Origin of the sequence: Haloarcula marina, from assembly GCF_024218775.1 — an archaeon.
GTDB lineage: Archaea > Halobacteriota > Halobacteria > Halobacteriales > Haloarculaceae > Haloarcula > Haloarcula marina.
The window spans coordinates 1,142,927-1,168,546 of record NZ_CP100404.1 but is presented as its reverse complement, the minus strand read 5'-3'; the positions used below and the strand labels follow the sequence as shown (position 1 = coordinate 1,168,546).

Annotated in this window: 22 protein-coding genes; 14 read left to right on the top strand and 8 right to left on the bottom strand. The window is 66.2% G+C overall.

Annotation, left to right across the window (positions count from 1 at the left end; genetic code table 11):
- The first annotated feature begins 48 nt into the window (after positions 1–48).
- Positions 49–543, top strand: a complete 495-nt coding sequence (locus NJQ44_RS06060) for an NUDIX hydrolase (protein ID WP_254273784.1) — start codon at positions 49–51, stop codon at positions 541–543.
- Here NJQ44_RS06060 and NJQ44_RS06055 read toward each other — a convergent pair.
- Positions 540–1,598 carry an NAD(P)-dependent glycerol-1-phosphate dehydrogenase gene (locus NJQ44_RS06055; RefSeq protein ID WP_254273783.1) on the bottom strand — a complete coding sequence of 353 codons (1,059 nt, stop codon included), beginning with the start codon at positions 1,596–1,598 and terminating at the stop codon, positions 540–542. The two genes, NJQ44_RS06060 and NJQ44_RS06055, sit on opposite strands and share 4 nt — an antisense overlap.
- A gap of 454 nt (positions 1,599–2,052) precedes the next feature.
- On the opposite strand from NJQ44_RS06055, the gene NJQ44_RS06050 reads away from it, so the two are divergent.
- Positions 2,053–3,117, top strand: coding sequence for a DUF7973 family transport facilitator (locus NJQ44_RS06050; RefSeq protein WP_254273782.1), 1,065 nt, complete (start codon positions 2,053–2,055; stop codon positions 3,115–3,117).
- 48 nt (positions 3,118–3,165) lie between these two features.
- Here the strand turns inward: NJQ44_RS06050 and NJQ44_RS06045 are convergent, their stop codons facing one another.
- On the bottom strand, positions 3,166–4,152 hold the full coding sequence (locus NJQ44_RS06045) for an NAD-dependent epimerase/dehydratase family protein (RefSeq protein ID WP_254273781.1): 987 nt from the start codon (positions 4,150–4,152) through the stop codon (positions 3,166–3,168).
- Between the two features lie 363 nt (positions 4,153–4,515).
- Here NJQ44_RS06045 and NJQ44_RS06040 point away from each other — a divergent pair, with 363 nt between their 5' ends.
- From NJQ44_RS06040 to glpR, 6 genes are all read left to right on the top strand, one after another.
- Positions 4,516–5,838, top strand: a complete 1,323-nt coding sequence (locus NJQ44_RS06040; protein ID WP_254273780.1) for a sugar ABC transporter substrate-binding protein — start codon at positions 4,516–4,518, stop codon at positions 5,836–5,838.
- Between the two features lie 44 nt (positions 5,839–5,882).
- The gene (locus tag NJQ44_RS06035; RefSeq protein WP_254273779.1) at positions 5,883–6,809 is read left to right on the top strand and encodes a carbohydrate ABC transporter permease; all 927 of its coding nucleotides are present in this window, start codon (positions 5,883–5,885) and stop codon (positions 6,807–6,809) included.
- A 2-nt stretch (positions 6,810–6,811) separates the two neighbouring features.
- Positions 6,812–7,732: a carbohydrate ABC transporter permease gene (locus tag NJQ44_RS06030; protein ID WP_254273778.1), complete on the top strand. Its 921-nt coding sequence runs from the start codon at positions 6,812–6,814 to the stop codon at positions 7,730–7,732.
- 6 nt (positions 7,733–7,738) lie between these two features.
- Entirely contained in the window at positions 7,739–8,869 is a 1,131-nt protein-coding gene (locus NJQ44_RS06025) for an ABC transporter ATP-binding protein (protein ID WP_254273777.1), read from the top strand.
- 2 nt (positions 8,870–8,871) lie between these two features.
- Positions 8,872–9,045, top strand: coding sequence for a hypothetical protein (locus tag NJQ44_RS06020; RefSeq protein ID WP_254273776.1), 174 nt, complete (start codon positions 8,872–8,874; stop codon positions 9,043–9,045).
- 227 nt (positions 9,046–9,272) lie between these two features.
- On the top strand, positions 9,273–10,046 hold the full coding sequence (gene glpR / locus NJQ44_RS06015; protein ID WP_254273775.1) for an HTH-type transcriptional regulator GlpR: 774 nt from the start codon (positions 9,273–9,275) through the stop codon (positions 10,044–10,046).
- A gap of 84 nt (positions 10,047–10,130) precedes the next feature.
- Here glpR and gltB read toward each other — a convergent pair whose 3' ends face one another.
- The 5 genes from gltB to NJQ44_RS05990 form a co-directional block, all read right to left on the bottom strand.
- Positions 10,131–14,681, bottom strand: a complete 4,551-nt coding sequence (gltB, locus tag NJQ44_RS06010) for a glutamate synthase large subunit (RefSeq protein ID WP_254273774.1) — start codon at positions 14,679–14,681, stop codon at positions 10,131–10,133.
- Positions 14,682–14,873: 192 nt separating this feature from the next.
- On the bottom strand, positions 14,874–15,290 hold the full coding sequence (locus tag NJQ44_RS06005; RefSeq protein WP_254273773.1) for a CBS domain-containing protein: 417 nt from the start codon (positions 15,288–15,290) through the stop codon (positions 14,874–14,876).
- Positions 15,291–15,565: 275 nt separating this feature from the next.
- Complete coding sequence (locus NJQ44_RS06000) at positions 15,566–17,221, bottom strand: sensor histidine kinase (protein ID WP_254273772.1); 1,656 nt, start codon at positions 17,219–17,221, stop codon at positions 15,566–15,568.
- A gap of 153 nt (positions 17,222–17,374) precedes the next feature.
- The gene (gene proS, locus NJQ44_RS05995; RefSeq protein ID WP_254273771.1) at positions 17,375–18,829 is read right to left on the bottom strand and encodes a proline--tRNA ligase; all 1,455 of its coding nucleotides are present in this window, start codon (positions 18,827–18,829) and stop codon (positions 17,375–17,377) included.
- 59 nt (positions 18,830–18,888) lie between these two features.
- Positions 18,889–19,617, bottom strand: coding sequence for a hypothetical protein (locus tag NJQ44_RS05990; RefSeq protein ID WP_254273770.1), 729 nt, complete (start codon positions 19,615–19,617; stop codon positions 18,889–18,891).
- A gap of 79 nt (positions 19,618–19,696) precedes the next feature.
- Here NJQ44_RS05990 and NJQ44_RS05985 point away from each other — a divergent pair, with 79 nt between their 5' ends.
- From NJQ44_RS05985 to NJQ44_RS05970, 4 genes are all read left to right on the top strand, one after another.
- Positions 19,697–20,041 (top strand): DUF7471 family protein, encoded by a 345-nt coding sequence (locus NJQ44_RS05985; protein WP_254273769.1) that lies wholly within the window; start codon positions 19,697–19,699, stop codon positions 20,039–20,041.
- Entirely contained in the window at positions 20,038–20,556 is a 519-nt protein-coding gene (locus NJQ44_RS05980) for a winged helix-turn-helix transcriptional regulator (protein WP_254273768.1), read from the top strand. Before NJQ44_RS05985 ends, NJQ44_RS05980 begins: the two co-directional genes overlap by 4 nt.
- Positions 20,557–20,629: 73 nt before the next feature.
- Positions 20,630–21,895, top strand: coding sequence for a Dyp-type peroxidase (locus tag NJQ44_RS05975; RefSeq protein ID WP_254273767.1), 1,266 nt, complete (start codon positions 20,630–20,632; stop codon positions 21,893–21,895).
- Positions 21,896–21,965: 70 nt separating this feature from the next.
- Positions 21,966–23,021: a DUF7350 domain-containing protein gene (locus tag NJQ44_RS05970; RefSeq protein ID WP_254273766.1), complete on the top strand. Its 1,056-nt coding sequence runs from the start codon at positions 21,966–21,968 to the stop codon at positions 23,019–23,021.
- Here NJQ44_RS05970 and NJQ44_RS05965 read toward each other — a convergent pair.
- Complete coding sequence (locus NJQ44_RS05965; protein ID WP_254273765.1) at positions 23,007–23,495, bottom strand: DUF7984 family protein; 489 nt, start codon at positions 23,493–23,495, stop codon at positions 23,007–23,009. The two genes, NJQ44_RS05970 and NJQ44_RS05965, sit on opposite strands and share 15 nt — an antisense overlap.
- A gap of 122 nt (positions 23,496–23,617) precedes the next feature.
- Here NJQ44_RS05965 and NJQ44_RS05960 point away from each other — a divergent pair, with 122 nt between their 5' ends.
- Positions 23,618–24,316, top strand: a complete 699-nt coding sequence (locus NJQ44_RS05960; protein WP_254273764.1) for a hypothetical protein — start codon at positions 23,618–23,620, stop codon at positions 24,314–24,316.
- Positions 24,316–25,614: a hypothetical protein gene (locus NJQ44_RS05955; protein WP_254273763.1), complete on the top strand. Its 1,299-nt coding sequence runs from the start codon at positions 24,316–24,318 to the stop codon at positions 25,612–25,614. The genes NJQ44_RS05960 and NJQ44_RS05955 overlap by 1 nt, the downstream gene beginning before the upstream one ends.
- Positions 25,615–25,620 lie beyond the last annotated feature (6 nt).

Genomic DNA, 25,620 nt, shown 5'->3' with positions numbered 1-25,620 from the left:
TGAGAACGATTGACCGTCTTTATACGCGTCCGGGACCACTGACGCTCCATGGATGTCTCCGACCGCTCGCGGGCCCGAGTCGAAGAGCGGCTGACACGCCTCGAGGAGGAGTTCGGGTCCCCAGCGGTCACCCAGACCACGTTCGAAGTGGACGGAGAGAGTTACCGGCGCGCCGTCGAACACTCGCGCGACGGGCAACTGGATGTCCACGCCATCGTCCGCGACGACGACGGCGCGGTCCTCCTCAGCGAGGACGACGAGGAGTGGATTATCCCGCGGGGGCAGACCCGCCCCGGCGAGTCGCTCGAAGCGGCCGCGAGGCGCATCGTCAAGGACCGAACGGGTCTCGACTGTTCGGTCGCCGAGGCCGTCAGAGCGAGCATCTCGGGCGTTCGAAACGGGGACGACGAGGATGACGCGGCGGTGTACCGACTCAGCGTGGTGTTTACAGCGGAACTGGCAGACTCGGAGACGACGACCACCGAGGCGACCGAAGCGGTCCGGTGGGACGCCGACCGCGACGCCGTCAGCGAACTCGTCTAGACGACGCCCGTGACCGTCGCGGCCTCGACGGCGGCTTCTTCGCTCATTCCGTCGCCCAGAATCGTATAGCGGTCGCGAATCTCGTGCGCCGTCGTCAGCGCCTCGATGACCGTCGTCTCGTCGATACCGAGGGCGGCCGCCGTCGTCGGCGCACCGATGGCTGCGAGGGCGTCGCGAACGTCACGCCAGCGCCCGTTCGGGCCGCTGTGGAGGTACTCGGTCATTATCGCACCGACGCCGACCTGATGGCCGTGGAGCGCCGGGTCGGGGGCGATACGGTCGAGTTGGTGGGAAAAGAGGTGTTCCGCGCCGCTGGCCGGGCGTGAGGAGTCGGCGATGGACATGGCGACGCCCGAGGAGACGAGCGCCTTCACCACGATCCACGACGACTCTTCGAGGTTGCGCTTGATGGAGTCCGCGCTCTCGACGAGCATCTCGGCGGTCATCTGCGAGAGCGCGCCCGCGTACTCCGAATAGGGGACGTTCTTCAGTCGGTGGGCCAGTTCCCAGTCCTGGACCGCCGTGTAGTTTGAGATGATGTCCGCACACCCCGCCGTCGTCAGTCGCCACGGGGCCTCGGCGAGCACTTCCGTATCGGCGACGACGGCGAGCGGCGGTTCCGCGGCGACGCTGTGACGGGTGTCGCCCTCGGGGACCGAACCGCGCCCGGAGACGATGCCGTCGTGACTCGCGGCCGTCGGCACCGAGACGAAGCCGATACCGATGTCGTCGGCCGCCATCTTCGTGATGTCGATGGCCTTCCCGCCGCCGACGCCGAGCATGAACCCCGCGTCCACGTCTTCGGCGTGGGAGATGACCCGCTGGACGGCGTCGAAACTCGCCTCCTCGATGACGATTTCCGCGGGGTCGTAGCCCGCCTCGGCGAACTGCGTGACGACGCGCTCACCGGCGACGGCGTGCGGCGTCGGACTGGAGACTACCAGTGGTCGGCCCGCGAGATGGAGTTCCTCGACGGCCTGCAACGTCTGGTCGAGGACGCCGTGCCCCACCACGACGTTCCGCGGCAGGCGAATCCACGTCGATTTGTCGAACATACCCCCATCTCGTCCCCCTGATGGGAAAATTGTTCGTGCTCGACCGTCGAACGGGTCGCTGTCCGAGTGCGACCGGTCCGCTTCGAACGAGGCGCGCGGAACGGCGGCCCCTCCACCAGGGGTGTGCGTAGTCGTCGCTCGCTCTCGTCGGTAATCTCGGATTACGTCGCGCCGCTGTGGTAGTTGCACACCCGGACGGCGAGCGTGGGTGTCGCTGTGCGTTTCCGACGGTAAGCGCGCTATCGGCGTGGTAATCACTGCCAAACTATGTGTCAATTAATAGTACACTATTGGTCGAGGCGGGCGGCTGGACACCCAGCACCGCCGAGACGGAGGACTCCATGGCAGAGACACACGTCGAATCGAGGACAGGAGCATCGTTATCGGGACCACTGACACCCGTCGACCTATCGCGGAGCGCGCCGTCTCCACCGAGACGCGCAGGGAGGGGACGATGATCGGAGCGGTACTGCAAGTACCCGTCTTGGGTATCGAGTATTCGACGCTCCTCATCCTCTTCATCGCGGCGTTCGCGGGCGGCGCGTTCGGGGCCGCACTCGGCGCGCTCCCGGCGTTCTGTTTCACCGGATTCATGGTCATCGCCGGGGAGGCCGCCGCATTCGCGCAGGCGGACCTGGCCGGGAACATCACCGGCCTCGTGGCGTTCGGTCCGGTGTTCGGTCCCCACATCTCCTTCGCCGGTGGCGCGGCCGCCGCGGCCTACGCCGCCCGCGAGAACGAGATGGGCGCGAACTTCGACTACCACAACGCGAAGGCGATTACCTACGCGCTGGGGACGAAACCGAGCCACCTCGTCGTCGGCGGCCTGTTCGGTATCGTGGGCATGCTCATCACCCAGTTCTCGGTCGCGTTATCACTCCCGTGGGACCCCATCGCGGTCAGCGTCACCCTCGGTGCCCTCTTACACCGGGTCGTGCTGGGGTACTCCATCATCGGCGTCGTCGCCGGCGACGGTATCTTCGACATGACTCCGTTCGAACGCGGCGAGAAACGCGCCGAGGGGTCCGTCCCGGGCGACGAGGACAAGACCGGGAAGGACCGATTGGCCGTCGAACCGTGGCTCCCCCACCAGTACAAGTGGTCGGGTGTCGCGCTCATCGGATTCATCGCGGGCGTCCTCGGCGGCTACATCTGGCTCCAAACGGGGAGTTACTTCCTCGGCTTCGGTATCTCCGCCGCGTCGCTCACCTTCCTCAACCTCGGCGTCGAGAAGATTCCGGTCACCCACCACATGTCGCTCCCGGCGTCGACGGCGGGCGCGGCCGTCGTCGCCAGCGACCCGAGCGCGGGCGGTGTGCTCGTCATCGTCGTGGCCGCCGTCTTCGGCGTCTACGGCGCGCTACTGGGCGAGGTGTGGCAGCGAATCTTCTACGCCCACGCCGACACCCACTGGGACCCGCCAGCGGCCGCCATCACGCTCGCGACGCTCACCATCGCGTTGCTGTACATCCTCGGCGTGTTCCCGGGGTCCGCGTGGGTTCCGGCCCTCGGTATCTGAGCGGCGGGGCACTCGTCCGCCGCATCTCCGACGGGGCGAGAAACCCCGTCACTCGGTCAGTCGGCCGATGACCGCTTCCTCGACTTCTCTGTCCGGGCCGTACTCGCGCCCGGTCCGCCCGTTTTCGCGATGTTCCGCGACGGTTCGCTGGAGGCCGACCCGCTGTGGCGTCGACGACCACCCGAGCGAACTGAGTTTCTCGGTCGTCAGCAGGTGTGGCGACCCGCGGTACATCGGGAAGTCCTGTGGCTCCAGTCCGTCCCGAGCGAGTTCGCGCGCCGACACGCCCACCGTCTCGACGCTCGTCTCGCACGTCTCGGTCAGGAGGTCTATCCACCCGCCGAGCATCGGCGCGTGTTCGTCACCGACGTTGTACGCCTCGCCAGCGATACCCTCCTCGGCGACGACGCGGAGCGCGCTCGCTACGTCCTCGACGTACGCCATCTGCCACAGACTCAGGCCGTCGCCGGGGACGAGGATGCGGTCTTCCACATCGACGCGGTCGACCCAGTAGGCGAACCGCTCGGTGTAGTCGTGCGGGCCGTAGACGACGGTCGGACGAACGCTCATCGCCCGGACCCCCTCCTCGGCGGCGTCGAACACCTCCCGGTCGCCCTCTGCTTTCCGCGGGCCGTACGTCGCGGCGCTGTCGGTGGTGGCCTGCTCGTCCGAACAGTCGGCCAGCGGCGTCTCGTCTTCCCGCTTCGGGACCCGTTCTTCGCCGTAGGCCGCACCGCTGGAGACGTAGACGTAGGCGTCCACCTCGGCGAACACGTCCGTCGCGACCCGAACGTCCTCGGGGAAGTACGCCACGCAGTCGACGACCACGTCCGGGTCGACGGCGTCGTAGGCCGCCACGAGGTCGTCGCGGTCCCGGCGGTTCCCCTCGACGCGCGTCACGTCCGGGTCGTCGGCGAAGGGGTTGGCGTGACTCCCGCGATTGAAGATGGTCACGTCGTAGTCGGCCTCGCGGAACTCCGAGACGGTGTGGCGGCCGATGAATCGCGTGCCGCCGATGATGAGAACGCGGTCCATAGCGACGTAAGGAGCGGCGGCGTCAAAACGAATTGGGTGGCCCCTGTCTCGGCGGCGGGTGACCGTGACGGCCGCCGACGCGCGTCGCAGGCGGACCGTTCCCGGAGTCCCGTTCCCTCGTTCTCGGCAAATCGTGCACGCATTTCGTACATCCGACGAGCGATATGAGCGAATTTGTTCATCCCGTTCAGAGGGAGAGGCGATACTCCCCGGACCATCGAAAATGCCCATACAGTGCGTTTTGGACAGTATTGGCCGCGTTTTGGTTGGGAGAACGAGTATGTTACGAGGTAATTCATCATGAGCGTGTCCGAACAATAATCCACATATTTTATTAACCATGCCCAAATTGTGTGCGTTTGTATGCAGGGAAAACCACAGCAAACCCGACGGCGGTTCATCAAAGGAGCAGGCGCACTCGGTACTGTTGCACTCGCAGGATGCGGCGGCAACTCCGATTCCAGTGGGCAGGACGGGACGGACGGGTCCGGTGAGACGACCGGGACCGGGACGGAGTCGATGGCCGACAGCATCGTGTTCTACAACGCTGGCAGTCTCAAGTACGACCCCGGAACGGAGGCCAACATCGAGCGCTTCGAGGAGGAAACGGGCATCTCCGTCGAGGTGAACGAAGTGCCGTGGAACAACCTCAAGACGAGCCTCACCACCATCTGGCGGAACGAGGACGCGACCGTCGACGCGTTCAACGGCCCGACCTGGTGGCTCGCCGACTTCGTCGCCTCCGACTGGCTCGAACCGCTCGAACTGAGCGACAGCCACATGTCGAACTTCCCGACGAACCTCCAGGACCTCGTCACGCTCGACGGGAAGACGTACATGGCCCCCGAGTTCGGCAAGTGGGGGACCTACCTCTACGACCAGACCCACTTCGATGAACAGGGCGTCAGTGAAGCCCCGCAGACGTGGGACGAAGTCATCTCGAAGGGCCAACAACTCAAAACGGAGAACACGACCCCGTTCGCGTTCACCTGGTCGAACAAGAGCGTCTTCACGTTCAAGCAGTTCCTCTATCAGGCGGGCGGACAACTGTTCGACGACAGCAACCGGCCCGTGTTCGTCGAAGAGGGCATGGACGTGATGAACTTCTTCACGGACCTGCGCGAGCAGGACCTGATTCCCGACGGCATCTCCAGCATGGGTGAGGGCGGTGCTGGCGACACGTTCATCGCGGGCCAACTCGCGTCCGTCGAGTCGTGGACGCCGCTCGGCGCTCGTGCGCTCGACGCCGACAACTGGGGCAGCGAACGTCTCGCCAGTGCGAAACCACCGAAGGGGCCGGACTCCCGGGCGACGTTCCAAGACACGAACGGCATCAGCGTCTCCGCGTTCTCCGAGAAGAAGCGGGCCGCAAAGAAGTTCGCCCAGTTCATGACGACCCCCGAGTCCTCGAAGACCAACATGAAGATAGAGGGGAACCCGGCCGTCATCCCCTCGGTGTACGACGCCGAGGAGATTCAGAGCCAGTACCCGTCGTGGCTCCTCGAAGACATGAAGTTCAACCTCGAAAACGCACGGAGCGAGACGTACCTCGCCCAACCGCAGGTCGACGACTACCTCGGCGAGCAGATTACTCCGGCACTGCTGGGCGATAAGGACCCGCAGGCAGCACTCGAAACGGCACAGAGCAACATCGAACGACTGTATCAGGACATCGGCCTGCTCTGAGACGACCCTAAGAATCGCCAGCTAACAGCACTGCGAACTACAACATGTCGACAGAAAAACAATCACTGCGACGAAAACTCGACCGCCTGTTCGTGCCCCTGACGGTCGGGCCGACGATGCTCTGGATAGCCGGTATCATCGTCTACCCGACCCTGAAGTTGCTCTGGAGCAGCGTCTTTTGGACGAACCCGATAACGAGTCAGAAGGAGTTCGTCGGCCTGCGGAACTTCGAGCGACTCATCTTCGCCGATGGCGGCGGAGGCGTCCTCGGACTGGCACCTGATTTCGTCTCGATAACGTGGCACACGATAGTGTACGTCGGCCTGAGCGTGAGCATCTCGTTCGCGCTGGGCCTCGGTATCGCGCTCCTTTTGAATAAGGACCTCAAGGGACGCGGCTGGTTCAGGACCGCCGTCATCGTCCCGTGGATTCTCCCGTACGTGATGAGCGGCCTGATGTGGCGCTGGATGTTCCAGTCGGAGTACGGCGCCATCAACGGCCTGCTGACCCAGTCGGGACTCCTGTCCGACAAAATCGCGTTCTTTTCGGACGGGACGCTGTCGATGATGGCGCTGGTCATCGCCGACATCTGGGTGTTCACGCCGTTCATCATCATCATCCTGCTCGCTGGCTTGCAGAACGTCCCCGAGCAGTTGTACGACGCCGCCGAAGTCGACGGCGCGGGACGGGTATCCCGATTCGTGAACGTCACCTACCCGTTCCTGAAGCCGTCCATCCTGGTCGCGCTGACCATCCGAATCATCTTCGACATCCGCGCGCTCGACCTCGTCTGGGTCATGACCCAAGGGGGCCCGGGGAAGTCGACGGAAGTCTGGGCCTCTTGGCTCTACCGCACCGCACAGGTATTCAACCGCCCCGGAGAGGGTGCAGCACTCGGCGTCGTCCTGCTCGCGGTCACGTTCCTCATCGTGGCAGTGCTGTACAGAGTCTTCGGTGAGTCACCCTACTAACAATGAGCACGAAACAATCCACCCTCGGTCAACTGATTGCGGCACTGGGACTGGACACCGAGAACGAGTGGTCCCACGTCGTCCGTGAACGCCTCGTCGCCTACGGCCTGTTGGGCCTGTACGTCTTCGTCATCTGGTTCCCCATCTACTTCATCTTCATCACGAGTATCAAACCGACCTCGGCGGTGCTGGACATCCCGATTTCGTTCTTCCCGACCCAGCCGACGGTCAGTAACTACGTCGAAATCTTCCAGAACAGACCGTTCGAACTGTACACGCTCAACAGCCTCATCGTCGCGAGCACCACCACCATCATCTGTGTCACGCTCGGGACGGTCACGGGATACTCGTTCTCCCGATACGACTTCATCGGCAACAAGGCGCTGTTGCTCTCTATCGTCGGCGCGCGGATGATTCCCCCGATCGCGCTCATCGTGCCGTTCTTCAGCATCATGTCGAACCCGCCGCTCATCGGCTGGTTGACCGGGAGCCTGTACGACACGAGAATCGCGCTCATCCTCACGTACACGTTCTTCAACCTCCCGTTCGCCGTCTGGATAATGAAGAACTACTTCGACGGCGTCCCCGAGTCGCTCGACGAACAGGCCCGCATCGACGGCTGTTCGCGCTGGGAGGGCTTCGTCAAGATAATCCTCCCGATGGCGAAACCGGGCATCGCCGCCACGGCGATTCTCGCGTTCATCTTCTCGTGGAACGAGTTCGTCTTCGCGCTCGTTCTCACGTCGTCGGAGCAAGCACAGACCCTGCCCATCGCCGTCTCGCTGTTCGTCGCCGACGACTTCGTCGACTGGGCGCACCTCGCGGCGGGTGGGATGATTGCGGCACTGCCCGGCATCCTGTTCGGGCTGTTCTTCCAGCAGTACATCGTGAGCGGACTGACCCAAGGAGCTGTCAAGGAGTAATCAACAATGGCACACGTAGAACTCAACGACCTCGTAAAGGAATTCGACGACGTCACCGCAGTCGACGGCATCTCGCTGGACATCCCCGACGAGAGCTTCACCGTCTTCGTCGGCCCCTCGGGGTGTGGGAAGACGACCACGCTCCGACTCATCGCGGGCCTCGAACGCGCGACAGACGGCGAGATTCGCATCGGCGACGAAGTCGTCAACGACCGGCGCGCGTACGAACGTGACATCGCGATGGTGTTCCAGAACTACGCGCTGTACCCGCACAAGACCGTTCGCGAAAACATGCGTTTCGGGCTGGAACAGCACAACACGCCCGAAGACGTCATCACCGAACGCGTCACGGACGCCGCCGAGTTACTGCAGATTCACGACCTGCTCGGCCGCCGACCCGCGGAGCTGTCGGGCGGCCAGCAACAGCGCGTCGCGCTCGGCCGCGCCATCGTCCGTGACCCCGCGGTGTTCCTGATGGACGAACCGCTCTCGAACCTCGACGCGAAACTCCGCGTGCAGATGCGCGCCGAACTCAACAAGCTCCACGAGGAACTCTCGACGACGACGGTGTACGTCACCCACGACCAAGTCGAGGCGATGACGCTGGCCGACCAAATCGCAGTCATGGATGAGGGGCAGATACAGCAGGTCGGTGCGCCTACGCACGTCTACTCGAACCCGCGCAACATGTTCGTCGCCGGGTTCCTCGGGTCCCCCAGCATGAACTTCATCGAGGGGACTCTCGAGCGCGACTCCGCGGGGAAACTGCAGTTGGACCTCGGAACGGACACCCACGACGTCCCCGACGAGTTCGACGACCAGTTAGAGCCGTATCTCGGCGACCAGATCGTTCTCGGCATCCGCCCGGAGAACATCTCGCTCAATCAGGACGGTATCGCCGCGAACGTCCACCCCGCCACCGTTCAGGTCGTCGAACCGCAGGGCGAAAAGACCGTCCTCGAACTCGACCTCGACACCGGACAGACCATCAAGGCCGCCGTCGACCCCGACACGACGGTCGAAATGGGCGACGGGGTCAACCTCCGGTTCGACCGGGATTCGCTCCAGTACTTCGACCCGGAATCCGGTGAGTCACTGACCTACGAATCGACCACCGAGCAGAAAGTGACCGCTTGACGATGGGACCGAACACCGCCCGTGGTCCATCGCACGTCGCTGTCGGCGCGTTCGTCATCGCAGGGATACTGGCGGCTATCGCCGTGTACAACTACGCGACCGGTGTCCACGGCGGTGCAATCGTCACCAGTATCGGGACTGTCGTCGCGGCGCTCCTCGGCGCCCTGATCGAATAGACTATGTTGTGCATTTTTAACCTCAGGAAACGTAAAATAAACCATCCAGTATTGACACACGAATGCAGTTCTGAGTGGTGCACGAACAGTGACACCCGCCCGGACCGGTCGCCCCGCACACGGGGGTCTGTAAGTGTCGAAAATGAAAATAACAGACAGAGATATACACCTCGTGGCCGTACGTCAGTGTACGATACCGGTCCGTTCGATATGAAAGACCCGTGACTATGTTGCCTGACGAACGACGGAAAGAGATTGTTCGAAAAGTAAACAGTGCCGACAGGGTCACGGTCGAAGAACTCACCGACGAGTTCGGCGTCTCGGGGGCGACGATTCGGCGGGACCTCGCGTCCCTGGCGGAGGATGGCCTCATCGAGCGTTTTCACGGTGGCGCCCTCCCGGCCTCGGACGACGGCACTGCGGACGCGGGCGACGGTGACACCCTCAAAAACCCCAACGGGAAGCGCGCCATCGCCGGGCGTGCGGTCGAAGAGTTGGGCGACGGCGACGCCGTCTTCTTCGATACGGGACAGACGACCATGCAAGTCGCGAAGGAGATTCCCGACGGCGTCTCACTGCTCGTCGCGACGAACTCGCCGGAGAATGCGTTCGAACTCCGGGAGTCGTGTGGCGAAGTGAAGGTCGTCGGCGATTCGCTCCGGCCGACGTCCGACGCCCTCGTCGGTCCGAGCGGCGAGTCTTACCTCCGCAAGACGAACTTCGACATCGTCTTTCTCGAAACCGACGCGATACAGGAAGACGGGAGCCTCTCGGTGTCGAACGAGGACGAGGCCCGTATCAAGTCCCTACTCGTCGACAGCGGCCACCGCGTCGTCCTCGTCGCGGACGGTAGCAAACTGGGCCGACAGAGTTTCAGGGAGTTCGCAACCGTCGACGACATCGACGTGTTCATCACCGACGTGGCGCTGAGCGACGAGATGGCGGCCGTCTTCGAACGGGCCAGCGTCCGCGTCGTCGACAGCCAGTTGGTCGTGAGTTAGGACGGTCCCGGCGCTCGGCGACGAGCGTCGAACCGGACCAGCAAAGTTCTATTCTCAGCGCAAAAAACGAGCGCAGACGCCGCCTCAGTCGTCCGACGAGGCGACGAAGTCCGTCTCAGTCGCTTCGGCGGCGGGTTCCGCGGCGGCGGGCGGTTCGTTGCGCACGTCGTCGCGTTCGCGGTCGGAGATGACCTCGGCGTACGCGTCGGGCATCACCTTGGTGAAGTTGTCGAGTTCGGCGTCCCAGTCCTCGAGCAGTTCGCTCGCGCGCTCGGAGTTCGTGTACGCCGCGTGGTTCTCGACGAGGCGGGTAATCATCTGTCGGTCCTTGCCTTCGAGGGTCTTCTCGATGGAGACCATCCCGGTGTTGGCCTGTTCCTCGAAGGTCCCGTCGGGGTCGTAGACGTAGGCGACGCCGCCGGACATCCCGGCCGCGAAGTTCTTGCCCGTGTCGCCGAGGACGACGATAGCGCCGCCGGTCATGTACTCACAGCCGTGGTCGCCGACGCCCTCGACGACGCCCTTGACGCCGGAGTTGCGGACGGCGAAGCGCTCGCCGGCCATCCCGTTGATGTAGGCCTCGCCTTGGGTCGCGCCGTACAGCGCGACGTTGCCGACGACGATGTTCTCGTCGGCCGCGTAGGGCGCTTCCTCGGGCGTGTTGATGAGGAGTTTGCCGCCGGAGAGGCCCTTGCCGACGTAGTCGTTCGCGGTGCCGGTCAGGTCCATCGTCACGCCGCCCGCGAGGAACGCCCCGAACGACTGGCCCGCGGTGCCGTCGAGGCTGACGCGGACGGTGTCGTCCGGCAGGCCGTCGCCGCCGTAGGCCCGCGAGATGCGGTTCGACAGCGTCGCACCGACCGTGCGGTTGACGTTGTCGATTGTCGCGTCGATGGCGACCGGTTCGCCGTTCTCGATGGCGGGTTCGGCCGCGTCGATGAGGTCCCAGTCGAGTTGCTCGTCGACCTCGTGGTTCTGTTCGCGCTGTTTGTAGCGCCCGTCGTTGTCGACGGGTTCGGCGATGACCGACGAGAGGTCGATTTTCTTCGCCTTCGGTTGGGTCACGTCGTCGCGCTGTTCGAGGACGCCGACCTGCCCAATCATCTCGTCGACCGTCTCGAAACCGAGTTCGGCCATGATTTCGCGCAGTTCCTGCGCGACGAACGTCATGTAGTTGATGACGTGCTGGGGTTCGCCGGGGAATCGGCTTCGCAGGTTCTCGTTCTGGGTGGCGACGCCGACCGGACAGGTGTTCTCGTGGCACTGCCGGGCCATCACGCACCCGGACGTGACCATCGACGCGGTCCCGAAGGTGTACCCCTCCGCGCCCAGTAGCGCGGCGACGGCCACGTCGCGGCCGGTCTTCATGCCGCCGTCGGTGGTGACCTTGATGCGCGAGCGAAGCCCCGTCGCGCGGAGCATCTGGTTGGCCTCGGCGACGCCGAGTTCCCACGGGAGGCCCGCGTTCTTGATGGACGTTTTCGGCGACGCACCGGTCCCGCCGTCGTGGCCGGAGATGTGGACCACGTCGGCTTGGGCCTTCGCGACACCGGCCGCGATGGTCCCGATGCCGTCCTCCGCGACGAGTTTCACGTTGATGTCGGCCTCGGGGTTCGAGGCCTTGAGGTCGTGAATCAGCTGTTTCAGGTCCTCGATGGAGTAGATGTCGTGCAGCGGCGGCGGCGAGATGAGGCCCACACCGGGCGTCGCGTAGCGCACGTGGGCGATCATCTCGTTGACCTTCTTCCCGGGGAGGTGGCCGCCCTCACCGGGCTTGGAGCCCTGTGCCATCTTGATCTGGAGTTCGTCGGCCGCGGTGAGGTACTCCGAGGTGACGCCGAAGCGACCGGAGGCGACCTGCTTGGTCGTACACTCCTTCTCGGTGTCGAACCGCTCGGGCGGTTCGCCGCCTTCGCCGGTGTTGGCGTTGCCGCCTAGGCGGTTCATGGCGATGGCGTTGTTCTCGTGCATCTCCGGGGAGAGCGACCCGAGCGACATCGCCGCCGTCTCGAAGCGCGTGACGATGTCCTCGACGGATTCCACGTCCTCGATGGGGATGGACTCGCGGTCCGAATCGAGTTCGAGGAGGCCGCGAAGCGTCTGGAGTTGCTCGTTCTGGTCGTTGACGAGTTCGGCGAACTCCTTGTAGATGCCGTAGTCGCCCATGCGGACGGCCTGCTGAATCTTGCCGACCGTACTGGGGTTCCACTGGTGGTGGATGCCGTTCGAGCGGAACTCGTACTCGCCCTGCCGGGGCATGTCGGGTTCCTCCTCGCTCCACGCCACGTCGTGACGCTGGAGGAGGTCCTCTTCCACGTCCCCGATGTCGATACCTTCCGTCCGGCAGGTCGTCCCTTCGAAGTACTCGGCGATGAAGTCCGAGGAGAGGCCGACAGCCTCGAAGATTTGCGCGCCCTGGTAGCTCTCGACCGTCGAGATACCCATCTTCGCCATCGTCTTCAGGAGGCCGTCCTCGACGGCGGTGATGTAGGCGTCGATGGCCTCGGCGAGGTCCGCCCCGTCGGGACCGGCGACGAGGTCCTCGATGGTCTGGTAGGCCAGATAGGGGTTGACCGCGCCCGCTCCGTAGCCGATGAGCGTCGCGAAGTGGTGGACCGCACGCGGGTCGCCGGACTCGACGACGAGGCCGACGTGGTTGCGCAGTCCGTTGCGGACGAGGTGGTGGTGGATGCCGCCGACCGCGAGCAGCGACGGAATCGGGACACGGTCCTCACCGGCGTTCCGGTCGGAGAGGACGATGATGTCGTGTTCCTTTGCGGCGGCGTCGGCCTCCGCGCGAACGTCTTCGACGGCCTCGCGGAGGTCAGTGCCGCGCTCGTAGGTGATGTCGACGACTTCGGTCGACATGCCGTTGGCGTCTAAGTCCTTGATGCTGGCCGTCTCCTCGTCGGTGAGGATTGGCGAGTCGAGGACGAGTTGGCGCGCGTGCGCCTGACTCTCGTCGAGCAGGTTCCGCTGGTGGCCGAGTCGGGATTCGAGCGACGTGACCAGTTCCTCGCGGATGTAGTCCAGCGGCGGGTTGGTCACCTGCGCGAACAGCTGTTTGAAGTAGGTAAACAGCGGGCGGTTGAACTGCGAGAGGACCGACAGCGGCGTGTCGTCCCCCATCGACCCGACCGGGTCCTTGCCTTTCTCGGCCATCGGTTCGATGAGGTGGTCCACCTCGTCGTAGGTGTAGCCGTACATCGCCTGCTGGCTCCGGAGGCCGCCCACGTTGTGCAGGGGCGTGTTGTCCTCGCGGTCGGCCACGTCTTCGATGTCGACCTGTTCGTTCGCGACCCACTCGCCGTACTTCTCGTCGGCGATGTCCTCGAACACTTCGGCGTCGGGGATGACGCGACCTTCCTCGGGGTCGGCGAGGAAACACTGGCCGGGCTGGAGGCGTCCGCGCTCCGTAATCTCGCTGGCGTCGTGGTCCAGCGCACCGGCCTCTGAGGACATGACGAGCGTGTTGTCTTCGAGGATGTCGTACCGGCACGGGCGCAGACCGTTGCGGTCCAGCACCGCGCCGATTCGCTCGCCGTCGGTCGCCGCGACCAGCGCGGGCCCGTCCCACGGTTCGACCAGCGAGGCGTGGTAGTCGTAGAAGTCCCGGCGGTCGCCGGAGACGTTGTTCATGTCGCCGCGCCACGCCTCGGGGATGAGCATCCGGAGCGCGTGCGGGAGGTCACGGCCGCCCTGCAACAGGAGTTCGAGCGCGTTGTCGACGCTCGCGGTGTCGGACTGCTCGGGGTCGTCGATGATGGGCTTGATGGCTTCGATGTCCTCGCCGAAGCGCTCGCTCTCGATGTCCGTCTCGCGGGCGCGCATCCAGTTGATGTTGCCCTGAATCGTGTTGAACTCGCCGTTGTGGATGATGCGGCGGTACGGGTGCGCGAGGTGCCACGCGCCCAGCGTGTTCGTCGAGAAGCGGGCGTGGACCATCGCGAACGCCGAGGTGAATCGCTCGTCGGAGAGGTCGGGGTAGTAGCCCGGGAGTTGCTCGGCCTTGAGCAGTCCCTTGTAGACGACGACGTCCGTCGCGAGAGAGACGACGTAGAACCGTTCGTGGCCCTCTGGTCGGGCTTCCTCGACGGCGTTTTCGAGGACTCTGCGGCCGACGTAGAGTTGGTTGTCGAGGTCCTGTCCCGTCTCGCCGGACTGAGACGTGACCGCGAACTGCTCGACGCGGGGTTCCGATTCGAGCGCCGTCGCGCCGAGGTCGCTGTTGTCCGTCGGGACCGTCCGCCAGTCCAGCACATCGAGACCTTCGTCGGCGAGTTCCGACTCGACGAGTGCCTTCAGGTCCGCGGCGGTGTCGTCGTCCTGCGGGAGAAAGAGCGTGCCGATAGCGTACTCGCCCGGCGCGGGCAGGTCCGCGTCGAGTTCGTCGGCGAAGAACTCGTGAGGAATCTGCAGCATGATACCGGCCCCGTCACCGGTGTCCTTCTCTGCGCCCGTCGTCCCTCGGTGTTCGAGGTTTTCGAGCAAGTCCAGTCCGTCCGATACAGTCCCGTGGTCGCTGTCGCCGTCGAGGTCCATCACGACCCCGACACCACAGTTCGACCGTGCGTCTGTGGGGTCTACGAGCCCGGCCTCACTCGCAGACTGGTCAGTGGTGTGTCGCTCAACCATGTGTGCGCGCTTCTAGATGGAACTCCCATAAGAGGATGTTGATGAAGGTATTAGTGTTCTTTACCTCCACTCTAGGACATATATATTTATAACGAACGTTGGCGCTGTATGGCGTTTGACAGGAGATTGCGGCGGTTTTTCGGCTCGCTTCGACGGCGATGACGCGGCGATATTTGCGCCGGCAACCGGCGTTCAGGCGGGTGCGCGCGCCGGGTCAGTCTCGCCGATACCCGACAGGTAGGCGGTCAGGTCCGTCGTCGTCACCATTCCGACGACGCCCTCCGTCTCGTCGACGACCGGGAGGTGGTGCGTCCCGTGTTCGATGAGGCGCGTGGCGACGGCCTCGATGGACTCGTTGGCCGTCGTCGTCACGAGGTCCGTGCTCATGAACTCGGCGACGGAGGCGTCGACGGCCGACTCACCCTCGGCGGCGACGGCGACGAAGTCCGTCGAGGTCAGGATACCCTCCAATTGGTTGTCCTCGTCGACGACGACGACGGAACTGATTCCCTCGTCGAGCATCAACTGGGCGGCCGTCTCCGCTGGGGTGTCGGCGGCGACAGTAGTTACCGGTGAGGACATCAGTCGTCCGACGAATATGTCGTCCATGTCTATGAGTGACATACACATAGACATAAGGCTGTTGCTACCTGCAGAGGACACCGCCTGCATGCGGACTGTTCACAGATATCCACGTGAACCTATCCGAAACGTGCCCTCCCCGCAGATAATGTCAGTACGGTCACTAATACCGTCGCCGTCTGCCGTTTGTATGCCCCGAGTCTGACGCCGATTTATATGCACCCGTCTCACAGTCGACATCGGGGGCACGGAGAAAGTCACACGCTCCCTCGGCCCCATTCCGTTTTCCGACGCACCGGTCGTCACACCGAGTCCGTCCGCGCCGTGGGTACAGTTAGTTCGACTGTCGACCCGTCGGTCGTCCCCTCGATGTTCACCTCGCCGCCGAGCGAGGTGACGCCCCAGTACACCAGCCAGAGACCGAGACCGCTAGTGTGTTTCAGCGCCGTCTCTTCACCGTCGCGGATCGGCGTGATTTCGCACTCGGGGATGCCCGGTCCGTCGTCCGTGACCGTAATCCGGACCTCGTCGGCCACCGCGACCACCTCGACGTGAACCGTCGGCGTCGGTCCGGTGTGGACCACCGCGTTCTCGACGACTTCCGAGAGCACCATCGAGAGCAGTTCCCCGTTGGTCTGTCCGCTCTCGACGTCGACGGACGCCGTAATCGTCGTGTCGGGGTACCGCTCGGCGAACGTCGACACCAGTTCGTCGACGAGTGGGGGAAACGCGACCCGTTCCGTATAGCCCGCGCCTTTGAACACGCGTTCGACCTCCATCGCCTTCTCGCTGGTCGTCGTGAGTCGTTCGGCCTGCGTGGCGACGGTATCGGCCAGCGCCGCGACGTCGCCGTCCGCTTGCGCCTGAATCTCACCGGCCGCGCCGAACATCACCGTCATGCTGTTGCGGACGTTGTGCCTGAGGACACGGTTGAGGACCTGTAGCCGCTGTTGGCGGCGGTCTAACCGCGTCACGTCTCGGACGACCAGCGCGTAGCCGATGGTTCCCGACCGCCGCCCGGACATCGTCGAGGTGGTGGCGAGGAACGTCCGTCCGTCCCGCTGAAACCGCTGTGGGAGTTCGTCGAGGTCCGAGACGCCGATTCGCTCGAGCACCGGACAGACCGACTGGCCGACCAGTTCGTCGGCGCCGAAGTACGACAGGGCCTTCGGATTCGCCCGCAGGACGACTTCGTCCTCGCTGACGACGAGGATGCCCTCGTCGAGTTCGTCGAAGACGGTCCGTTCACCGATGCGAGCGACGGCCGGGACCAGACGGAGGAACTCCCGGCGGAACACCGCATACGCGAGTATCACCGACTGTCCGCCGACCGCCAACTCGATGAGCGGATAGCCCGCCACGGGCACGACTCCGAGTACCTGAAGCGCCCCCGCCGCGACGCTCACGAACGACCCGACAACCAGCGCGATTGACTGTCCCAGAAAGAACTCGTTCCCGTCGCGGACCATCTTCAGAATCACGGCGAACCCCCCGACGAAGACGCCGTAGAGGTACACGCCGAGCGCACCGCCGACTGGTCCAATGGTCGCCTGTACCACCGTTCCCGCCGAGATGGTCGTCTGCGTCACCTCCTCGATGAGGGGTGGCCACGTCGGCGAGAACACGTAGGCGAGCGACCCGGCGACGAGCGGTGCGGCGACGAGGCCGAACGGGAGCGGTCGGAGCCACCACTTGCGGCCCGCGTAATCGAGGACGAACGCCAGCCACCCGACTCCCGCGAGGAGGCTCAATCCCGTCGCGACGCCCCAGACGCGGAGTCGGACCGGCCCGGCGTCGAGCAACAGCCCCACGGCCGTCGTCAGAATCCACACCGCAGAGATTGCCTGTAAGACGGCGAAAAGCAGGCCTCCCGGTGTCGTCCGGTTCCGCCAGCCGACGGCGGCGAGACCGGACAGTGTCATCACGATACCGACGAGGACGACGACTGTCACGCTCATCCCACTTCGCCTCGACCAGACGTTTCACTTCGAGATACTTATCCCTTTGTCGTCATTTACACGCATCCGGAACGTGGAGACGACCCCGCCCGAATTCGGGCGAACCCGTCGGCGAAAAAGGCTGGCCCTCCCTCCGCTCGGGCCAGTACGCCCTCAGTAACTCTTCGCGAAGTACGCCGTCTCCTCCGCGTCCTCACCGCAGATGGCGCACTCGTCGTGGACCGGTTCCTCGTCGCGGTCCAGCGGAACCATCACGATTTCGGCGGCGATGGCCTCCTTGATTGGCTCCTCGCAGTCCTCGTCGCCGCACCAGCCACACTTCACGTAGCCGCCGTGTTGGCCGATGGTGCCGAGAATCTCCTCGCGGGACTCGGCTTCTCGAATCTCGCCTTCGAGCGTCTCCTCGGCGTCGGCGAGCAGTTTGCCGTGGATGGTGTCGAGGTGGTCGGCCGCGGTGACGTCGATACCCTCTCGGTCGACCGTCTCGCTCTCGCCGTCGGGGCGGTGGACCAGCGTCGCCTCGCCGTCCTCGACCTCGTGCGGGCCGATTTCGATGCGAAGCGGGACGCCGTTGAGTTCGTGTTCGTTGTACTTGAAGCCGGGGTTGCGGTGGTCGCGGTCGTCGAGTTCCACGCGGATACCCGCCTCCTCCAGTTCCGCGGCGAGGTCGGCGCTGTACTCCAGCACGTCGTCTTTCGTGTCCTCCTGCCAGATGGGGACGACGACGACCTGCGTGGGCGCGAGGGCGGGCGGGAGAACCAGGCCCTGGTCGTCCGAGTGCGTCATGATGAGCGCGCCCATCGCGCGCCACGAGAGTCCCCACGAGGTCGTGTGGGCCGTCCGCTTCTCCTCGTCCTCGTCGGAGTACGTGATGTCGAACGCCTCGGCGAAGGAGGTCCCGAGGTAGTGCGAGGTGGCTGCTTGCACGCTCTTGCCGTCGGGCATCAGCGCCTCCACCGTCGTCGTGGTGTGCGCGCCCGGGAACTTGTCGTGAGCGGGCTTGCGTCCCTTCAGCGGCGGCATCGCCATCACGTCGCGGTAGAGCCGTTCGTACTGGTCCAGACGGGTCATCGTCTCGTCCCACGCGTCCGCCTGGTCGGTGTGTGCCGTGTGGCCCTCCTGCCAGAGGAACTCCTTGGTGCGGAAGAACGGCTTCGTCTCGGTTGCCTCCCACCGGACGACCGAACACCACTGGTTCAGCCGCATCGGCAGGTCGCGGTGCGAGCGGGTCCACTGCGCCATGAACGGCGCGATGATGGACTCGCTCGTGGGCCGGACCGCCAGTCGCTCTTCGAGTTCTTCGTGGCCGCCGTGGGTCACCCACGCCACCTCGGGGTCGAACCCCTCGACCACGTCCTTCTCCTTTTCGAGGTAGCTCTCGGGGATGAAGAGGGGGAAATAGGCGTTGTCGACGCCGGTGTCCTTGAACCAGCCGTCGAGATGGCTCTGGATGCGCTCCCAGATGGCGTAGCCGCGCGGTCGTGTCACGATGAACCCGCCCATGGGGGCGTAGTCCGCGAGGCCTGCCTTCTGGACGACCTCGGCGTACCACTCGCCGGGTGAATACTCCTTGCTCTCGGTGATGCCGAGTTCCTGCTCGCCGCTCATTAGGGGAATCGTGGCCCACGCCGCTAATAAACTCCCCGAAGGGTCGGGACGATGTGTCACTACGCGCCGAGGGTCGCCAGGGACGCGACGGAGTCGGCGACCTGTCGGCGCATCCCCGCCCCGGCGAACGTCGGCGCGGGTGTCGCGCGCAGGGCGTACGTCTCCCCGTCGCGGTGCGCGAAGTCGACCCCGACCGCCCGGGCGTCGAAGCCGTCCAGCAGTTCCCGGACGCGGGTGGCGGTGGCCACGTCCACATCGGTCTGTTCGACGACCGGTTCGGTCCCCGAGAGCGAGGAGCGAATCCGCAGCGCGCGGACGTGCGTTTCGCGGCCGTCGTCGACCGCGTAGTACCGGTGTTCGACCGGGTCGTCCGCGACGGCTTCGACGTAGAGCGGTCCGACCGTCGCCGGGTCCTCGCCCCACGCATACCGGCGTGCGCGAACGTACTCCTCGTCCGGGCCCTCCGCGCCCATCTCGAAGCGGACCGCCGGGACCCGACAGCCGACGGCTTCCAACGCCTCGAGGGCGACGAGACGGGCGGACAGCGCCGTCGTCGCGGCGAACCCGTTCCACGTGGGGACGCCCGTCCGGTCGGCGTAGCGGAGCGCGTCGAACGCTTCGGGGTGGAGTCGCCCGTTGACGAGGGCCGCGAGGCCGTCGATATCGGCCCGCGAAATCGGGTCTGCCGGTCGGAGGAACTCCACGTCGAATCCCCGCGCCGACAGGCGTTCCGCGACGGGCCAGAAGGTCCCGTGGTCCGGTTCGCAGACGAACCCGAGCGTGTCCATGGCGGTAGGTCACAGGGAGGCAGTAAAAAACTCCGCTCAAACCGAACGAGTCAGGGGGCTTCGTGTCGTACGTGCGGGCATGAATCGGGCGCTCCACATCGGCGTCCACGTCGGCGAGTTACACGTGGACTTCGCCGCCCTCCTCGCGGTGTCTGCCGTGGCGACGGCGGCGCTCTGTGCGCTCGGCGTCGCCGTCTACCGGCGTCGCGGCTCGCGGTCCTATCTGTTGGTGGCGCTGGCGCTCGGTGCGCTGGCGATTCGACCGCTATTGGGCGGCCTCGCAATGGTCGGCGTCGTCGGCCCGGAAGCACACCACACCCTCGAACACGGGGCCGACGCGCTACTGGTGGTCCTCGTCCTCGGCGCCGTCTACTACGCGCGCACCGTCGAGAAGCAGCTTGAATCAGAGGAGGAAGACGTATGAGCGAGACGCGACGGCGCATCCGCGACCGAATCGAGCGCGACCCGGGCATCCACTTCCGGGCGCTGACGCGCGCACTGGACCTCGCGACCGGACAGGTCCAGTACCACCTGCGGCGACTCGACGACGTGACGGCCGAGACGGTCAACGGCCGAACCCACTACTACCCGCCGGGCTACGACGCGCGGGAGCGGCGCACGATGGCCCTGCTCCGCCGCGAGACGGCCCGCGACGTCGTGGCGACGCTGTTCGAGCGGGACACCGCCAGCCCCGCCGCGGTAGCCGACCACCTCGATATCGCGCGGAGCACGCTCGAACACCATCTCGACGGACTCGTCGCACAGAACGTCGTCGAGAAGCGCCGCGGCGACGGCGGCCGCGTCACCCTCGCGCTCGCTCGCCCCGAGGAGACGGCGACGCTTCTGCGGGCCGTGGAACCGAGCCTCCCGGAACGGCTCACCGACCGCTTCGAGCGGTTGGTCGACGGCTTCCTCGACGGGCCGGACGCCGACGACTGACGCCTCGAACCCGCGGGCGCGTTCGCTCAGTGTACCAGAATGGACTAAGGCAAGTACTCCTTAGGCGGCTTCGATGAGTAATCGCGGCATCTCCCGACGCGAGTTCGCCAAGAGCGCCGTCGCCATCGGCGGGGCCGCCGCCCTCGCGGCCTGTCTGGACCGCGGCGCGCCCGACGTGCCGACGGGGACCGACGACCCGGCGACGCTCCCGGCACGACAGCACGGCTGGAGCGAGTCGCTGGCGACGGACGACGCCGGGAACACCCGTCTCTCGCGCCACCACGTCCTCTTGTTGCTCGACTACGAGGGCGACGGGACGCCGACGGACGCCGACCGACGACAGGTCGAAGACGCCCTCAGGTCGCTCGAACGCGCCTACGAGTGGAGCACCGAGGGACTCCTCTTTACGCTCGGCTACAGCCCGGCGTACTTCGAACGGTTCGACGCCGCGCCCGCGGGCGCGGACCTCCCGGCCCCCGAAGCCCTCGCACCGTTCGAGGACCCCGAACTCGACACGCCCGACGCGCTCCTCCACCTCGCCAGCGACCACGAGAGCGCCGTCTTGGCCGCCGAGGAAGCACTGAAGGGGAACCGCGAGACGGTCAACGACGCCGAGATGGCCGCGACGTTCGACGGCGTTCTCTCCGTGACCGACCGCCGGACCGGGTTCGTCGGCGCAGGCCTCCCGGCCGAGAATCAGGACGTGGACGGTATCCCCGATTCCGCCCCCGTCCCGGAGGAATCACCCCTATTCATGGGTTTCAAGTCCGGTTTCGAGGGCAATCAGGCCAGCGAGGACCGCGTGACCATCGACACCGGTCCGTTCGCGGGCGGCGCGACCCAGCACCTCTCGAAGATTCGCCTGCACCTCCAGCAGTGGTACGACCAGGACACGCGGGACCAGCGCGTCTCCAAGATGTTCTGTCCGGCCCACGCCGACGAGGGAACAGTCGAGGGCGTCGGCGAGAACCTCGGCACGGACAGCGGCATGGACGGGTGCCCCGAGGACGTGGTCGAGAGCAGTCGCCGCGAGGGCGTCGTCGGCCACTCGCAGAAACTCGCTCGCGCCCGCGAGGACGGCAGTCCGACCATCCTCCGTCGGGACTTCGACTCGACGGACGGCGGCCAGGCGTCGGTCCACTTCCTCTCGCTCCAGCGCTCTATCGCGGACTTCGTGGCGACCAAGGAGGCGATGAACGGCACCGACGTGGCCGAGAACTCCGCCGTGGGTCAGCGCGTCAACAACGGCATCCTCCAGTACATGACCGTCGAGCGCCGCGGGAACTACCTCCTGCCGCCCCGGGAGTACCGCGCCCTGCCGTCGCCGAATCCCTCCTGAATGGGCCTCCCTCCCTCGATTCGCCCACCGTACCAGAACCGTCTTTGACGGGCCACGGCTAGCGGCGTGCATGAACCGCCGCCGCTTTCTCGCGACGACGGGCCTCGCTGGCGCGTCGCTGCTGGCCGGGTGTGGGTCCGTGCAGACGCAGTCGACGCGCGCACCGCCGCTGGTGGAAGGCCGACCCGACGCGACGTACCGCCCCACACACGTCGAGGGGATGGGCATGGCCGGGATGGCCGAGGCGGGCGACTACATGGTCGGCCTGACCTACTCGTACCCCCACCGCTTCTGGACCGTGACCGGCACGGACGCCGCACAGGTCGACATCCAAGACGGCGACAGCCTCCACCTGATGGCGACGGTGTGGGACCCCGAGACAGAGATGGTCCTCCCCGTCTCCGCTGGCGTCGCCATCACCGTCGAACGCGACGGCAAGACGGTCGACGACAAGTCCCCGTGGCCGATGATTTCCCAGAACATGGGCTTTCACTACGGCGACAACTACCAACTCGACGGCGACGGCCGCTACACGCTCCGGGTCCGCGTCAACGGCATGACCGAGCGCCGACTCGGCGCGTTCTCGGGACGCTTCGGCGAGAGCGCCGAGGCCAGCGTCAACTTCGACTTCGCGGCGGCCGCCGTACAGGACCTCTCCTACGAGGAGTTCCCCGAGACGCAGGGCGAGCGCGCCGCCGTCGACCTGATGGAGATGTCGATGCTGCCCACCTCACAGGCTCCCGCGACGGACGCCCTGCCGGGCACGCTACTGGGAACCCAGACCGGGAGCGACGGCGTCTACGCAGCCTCGTGGCTCTCGCCCAGTGACGCCGCCTTCCTCGCGGAGGGCGAATCCTATCTCGCCATCTCGCCACGGACGCCGTACAACCGCGTCCCCCTGCCGATGATGTCGCTGGACGCCACCGTCCAGCAAGACGGCGAGACGGCCTTCGACGACGCGCTCACCGCGGCGGTCCACCCCGAACTCGGCTACCACTACGGCGCAGTCGTCCCGACCGACGGGAGCGAGCCATCGGTCACCGTCGACGTAATCGCCCCGCCGCAGGTGTCCCGCCACGAGGGCTACGAGACGGCCTTCCTCGGAACCCCGTCACTCTCCTTCTAACGCGAACGGACTCGGTCCCTCCTGCCAGGGCCACCCCGGCAGGCGCGTCTGAACGCCCGCCGCGAGCGCCGCGTCGAGGTCGTCGGCGCCCGCCGCCTCGGACTCGTCGCCGTGCGTGCGAACGTCCGCGACGTGGAACGTCGCCTCAGCGAGCAGTCGGAGCGGTTGGTCGCCCGCGAGCATCCCCGCGAGTTCCCGACCCAGCAGTTCGTCGACGACGAACCCCGGGTAGTCGCCTTCGACATCGAGCGTTCGCAGGAGGCGAATCAGCGCCGCGACGTTGACCGCCCGGTCGCCGTCGGCGAACACCGCCGCCATCGTGTCCCGATACGCCGACCCGTCGATGTGGGCCACGTCGACGCCGAAGGTGTCCCCGAGATGGTCGCGCGTCTCGTTGACGAGAGGGACGACTACGTCGGCCCGGTCGCGCACCCACTCGTACTCCTGTGCGACGACCGCAGGTGTGACGTGCATGGGCACTTCTCGTCCGCCGACGCCTTCCGTGTGACGCCGGGCGAGCGTGGCATCGTTGCGGCGGGTCGGTCGCGTCCCGAACACGAGACTTATTCCGCTCGCGTTGGCAGGATGTGGCGACGATGGTCCCTCCAACACGCCGTCGCGTCCTCCACGGAGCCGTTGGCCTCGCCACCGCCTTGGCGGGGTGTGGCGACTTCTTCGCCGCCGAGGAGCGGACGCGATCGACGCCGACCGCCAGCGAACGGACGTTCGCCGACAGCGAAACCGACCCCGAGACCGTCGCCCTGCGAACCGACACCGACCGGCCGCCCGTCTGGTTCCGCGACGAGGACGAGACGGGCGACGAACGCCCGACAGAAGGGGAGCGGGCCTACTTCCGAACGAACGGCCTGCTCGACGGCAGCGAGGCCGTCCAGCGCCTCGGAATCGCAGACGTATCCGGTGCCGACGGGGTCAGGCAATTCCTCGACCAGACGGACTTCGATAGCGAGACGGTGTACACCGAGACCCGGCGACTCCCCGAGTGCTACCGACTGCAACTCTGTCGCGTCGCGTGGACGCGAGACAGCATCCGCACCGACTACGTGCGGACCCTCCGACCGTACGACGAGCGCTGTCGCGACGACCGGCAGGTGTACGAAACGCGCTTCGTCCGGATTCCGGCGGCGCTGGACGCCGATACGGTCAGGTCGTTCGCGTCCTCCGGCGGGACCGGTGGCTGTGACCGGCCTGGCCGTGCGAAAATGGCGTCCGGCGACGAGACGAACGACGCGAGCGCGAACGAGTCGGGAACGACGGCTGCGGCGGGTGAGCAGTGATGCCGGTCGGCGACGACCTGACCCGCCGCGGCGTCCTCGCGGCGGTCGGTGCGACGGCGCTCTCGGGGTGTAGCGCCATCGACCGCTTCGGGTCCGATGACCGGCCGACCATCGACCGGTACGGCCTGCCGTCCGTCGACGACGAGCAGACGCGGCCAGCGGTCGCCCCCGCCGTCCCCGTCGCTATCGCCGACGACCACCTCGGGGCCGCCCGCGACCGAACGACCGCACTCCTGTCGACGCTCCCCACGCCGCTGGGGCCGGGCGAGATTCCGAACGGCCACGTCCGCGAACACATCCTCGATTCGGCCGCGGAAGCGACGGCGGCCCTGGACGAGGCCCGCCGCGCCCGAACACAGTTCGCGGCGCTCGAAGCGCTCCGCCGGAGTCGAGAAGCCGCCCGATACGCCGCCGCGGGGTGGGCGTTCGCCGCGGGGACACAGTCGACGGACGCGCTCCAAGACGAGTCCTGGTCCGCGGCACAGGCCGCGCGGTCGTACCGCTCGTCCTACGAGTACCCCGGTGCGGACCCGGTTCGGGCCACGCTGGTCCACGCCCGCGTCGAGCGACTTCTCGACCGCGCCAGCGACACCGAGAATAGCCCCGGTGGACACAGTGAATCGGCGCTCCTGACGGCCGCCGAGACGGGCGAGACGGCGGAGTCGACACAGGCGCTCCTCGACGACGCGCGACACCTCCGCGAGCGATTCGACGCGTCGCTCCCGACCGACACCGGGTCGGTTGAAGGGCGACTTCGCCGCGCCGCCGAAACCCTGCTCGCCGACCTCCGCGACCGCCGAGCGACGCTCCCGCCGGAACCGACCGTCGACGACTGGGGCCTAACCGAGCGGACCGTCGACCGACTCCGGTCCGACGCGGCCCACGGAACCGAGCGACTCGCAGACGCGCCCGGACCCGCGAGCGCCCTCGTCGACGGGACCGAACGACTCGCCCAGTTCGACGCGCTCGGCGAAGTGCAAGCGCGCGTCGACGCCGGTGAGCTACCCGTCGAGAGCGCGGACGACGTTCGCCGGTACAGACAGGCCGCACGGGACGCGCTGACGGCGGCGCTGACCGACGACACCGCTCCCGGTCTGACGCGGACAGTCGTCGTCGACGCCGCGCGATACGTCTGGAGCGCGGACAGCGAACTGGCGCGACTGCGTGACGGCTACGGCGGCGACATCAGCGCCGAGCGATTGGCAGACCCCGTCTCGCGGTACGTCATCGCCGCCGAACTCGCCCGTGCCGCGCCAGCGGCCAGCGAGCGGACGGTCAGGGCGCTCGAGTCGGCCTGAGTCAGT

What these genes read in the sequence shown, in the direction of transcription:
- NJQ44_RS06060 (WP_254273784.1), top strand. Translation starts at nt 49, where the DNA reads ATGGATGTCTCCGACCGCTCGCGGGCCCGAGTCGAAGAGCGGCTGACA.
- NJQ44_RS06055 (WP_254273783.1), bottom strand. Translation starts at nt 1,598, where the DNA reads ATGTTCGACAAATCGACGTGGATTCGCCTGCCGCGGAACGTCGTGGTG.
- NJQ44_RS06050 (WP_254273782.1), top strand. Translation starts at nt 2,053, where the DNA reads ATGATCGGAGCGGTACTGCAAGTACCCGTCTTGGGTATCGAGTATTCG.
- NJQ44_RS06045 (WP_254273781.1), bottom strand. Translation starts at nt 4,152, where the DNA reads ATGGACCGCGTTCTCATCATCGGCGGCACGCGATTCATCGGCCGCCAC.
- NJQ44_RS06040 (WP_254273780.1), top strand. Translation starts at nt 4,516, where the DNA reads ATGCAGGGAAAACCACAGCAAACCCGACGGCGGTTCATCAAAGGAGCA.
- NJQ44_RS06035 (WP_254273779.1), top strand. Translation starts at nt 5,883, where the DNA reads ATGTCGACAGAAAAACAATCACTGCGACGAAAACTCGACCGCCTGTTC.
- NJQ44_RS06030 (WP_254273778.1), top strand. Translation starts at nt 6,812, where the DNA reads ATGAGCACGAAACAATCCACCCTCGGTCAACTGATTGCGGCACTGGGA.
- NJQ44_RS06025 (WP_254273777.1), top strand. Translation starts at nt 7,739, where the DNA reads ATGGCACACGTAGAACTCAACGACCTCGTAAAGGAATTCGACGACGTC.
- NJQ44_RS06020 (WP_254273776.1), top strand. Translation starts at nt 8,872, where the DNA reads ATGGGACCGAACACCGCCCGTGGTCCATCGCACGTCGCTGTCGGCGCG.
- glpR (WP_254273775.1), top strand. Translation starts at nt 9,273, where the DNA reads ATGTTGCCTGACGAACGACGGAAAGAGATTGTTCGAAAAGTAAACAGT.
- gltB (WP_254273774.1), bottom strand. Translation starts at nt 14,681, where the DNA reads ATGGTTGAGCGACACACCACTGACCAGTCTGCGAGTGAGGCCGGGCTC.
- NJQ44_RS06005 (WP_254273773.1), bottom strand. Translation starts at nt 15,290, where the DNA reads ATGGACGACATATTCGTCGGACGACTGATGTCCTCACCGGTAACTACT.
- NJQ44_RS06000 (WP_254273772.1), bottom strand. Translation starts at nt 17,221, where the DNA reads ATGAGCGTGACAGTCGTCGTCCTCGTCGGTATCGTGATGACACTGTCC.
- proS (WP_254273771.1), bottom strand. Translation starts at nt 18,829, where the DNA reads ATGAGCGGCGAGCAGGAACTCGGCATCACCGAGAGCAAGGAGTATTCA.
- NJQ44_RS05990 (WP_254273770.1), bottom strand. Translation starts at nt 19,617, where the DNA reads ATGGACACGCTCGGGTTCGTCTGCGAACCGGACCACGGGACCTTCTGG.
- NJQ44_RS05985 (WP_254273769.1), top strand. Translation starts at nt 19,697, where the DNA reads ATGAATCGGGCGCTCCACATCGGCGTCCACGTCGGCGAGTTACACGTG.
- NJQ44_RS05980 (WP_254273768.1), top strand. Translation starts at nt 20,038, where the DNA reads ATGAGCGAGACGCGACGGCGCATCCGCGACCGAATCGAGCGCGACCCG.
- NJQ44_RS05975 (WP_254273767.1), top strand. Translation starts at nt 20,630, where the DNA reads ATGAGTAATCGCGGCATCTCCCGACGCGAGTTCGCCAAGAGCGCCGTC.
- NJQ44_RS05970 (WP_254273766.1), top strand. Translation starts at nt 21,966, where the DNA reads ATGAACCGCCGCCGCTTTCTCGCGACGACGGGCCTCGCTGGCGCGTCG.
- NJQ44_RS05965 (WP_254273765.1), bottom strand. Translation starts at nt 23,495, where the DNA reads ATGCACGTCACACCTGCGGTCGTCGCACAGGAGTACGAGTGGGTGCGC.
- NJQ44_RS05960 (WP_254273764.1), top strand. Translation starts at nt 23,618, where the DNA reads ATGGTCCCTCCAACACGCCGTCGCGTCCTCCACGGAGCCGTTGGCCTC.
- NJQ44_RS05955 (WP_254273763.1), top strand. Translation starts at nt 24,316, where the DNA reads ATGCCGGTCGGCGACGACCTGACCCGCCGCGGCGTCCTCGCGGCGGTC.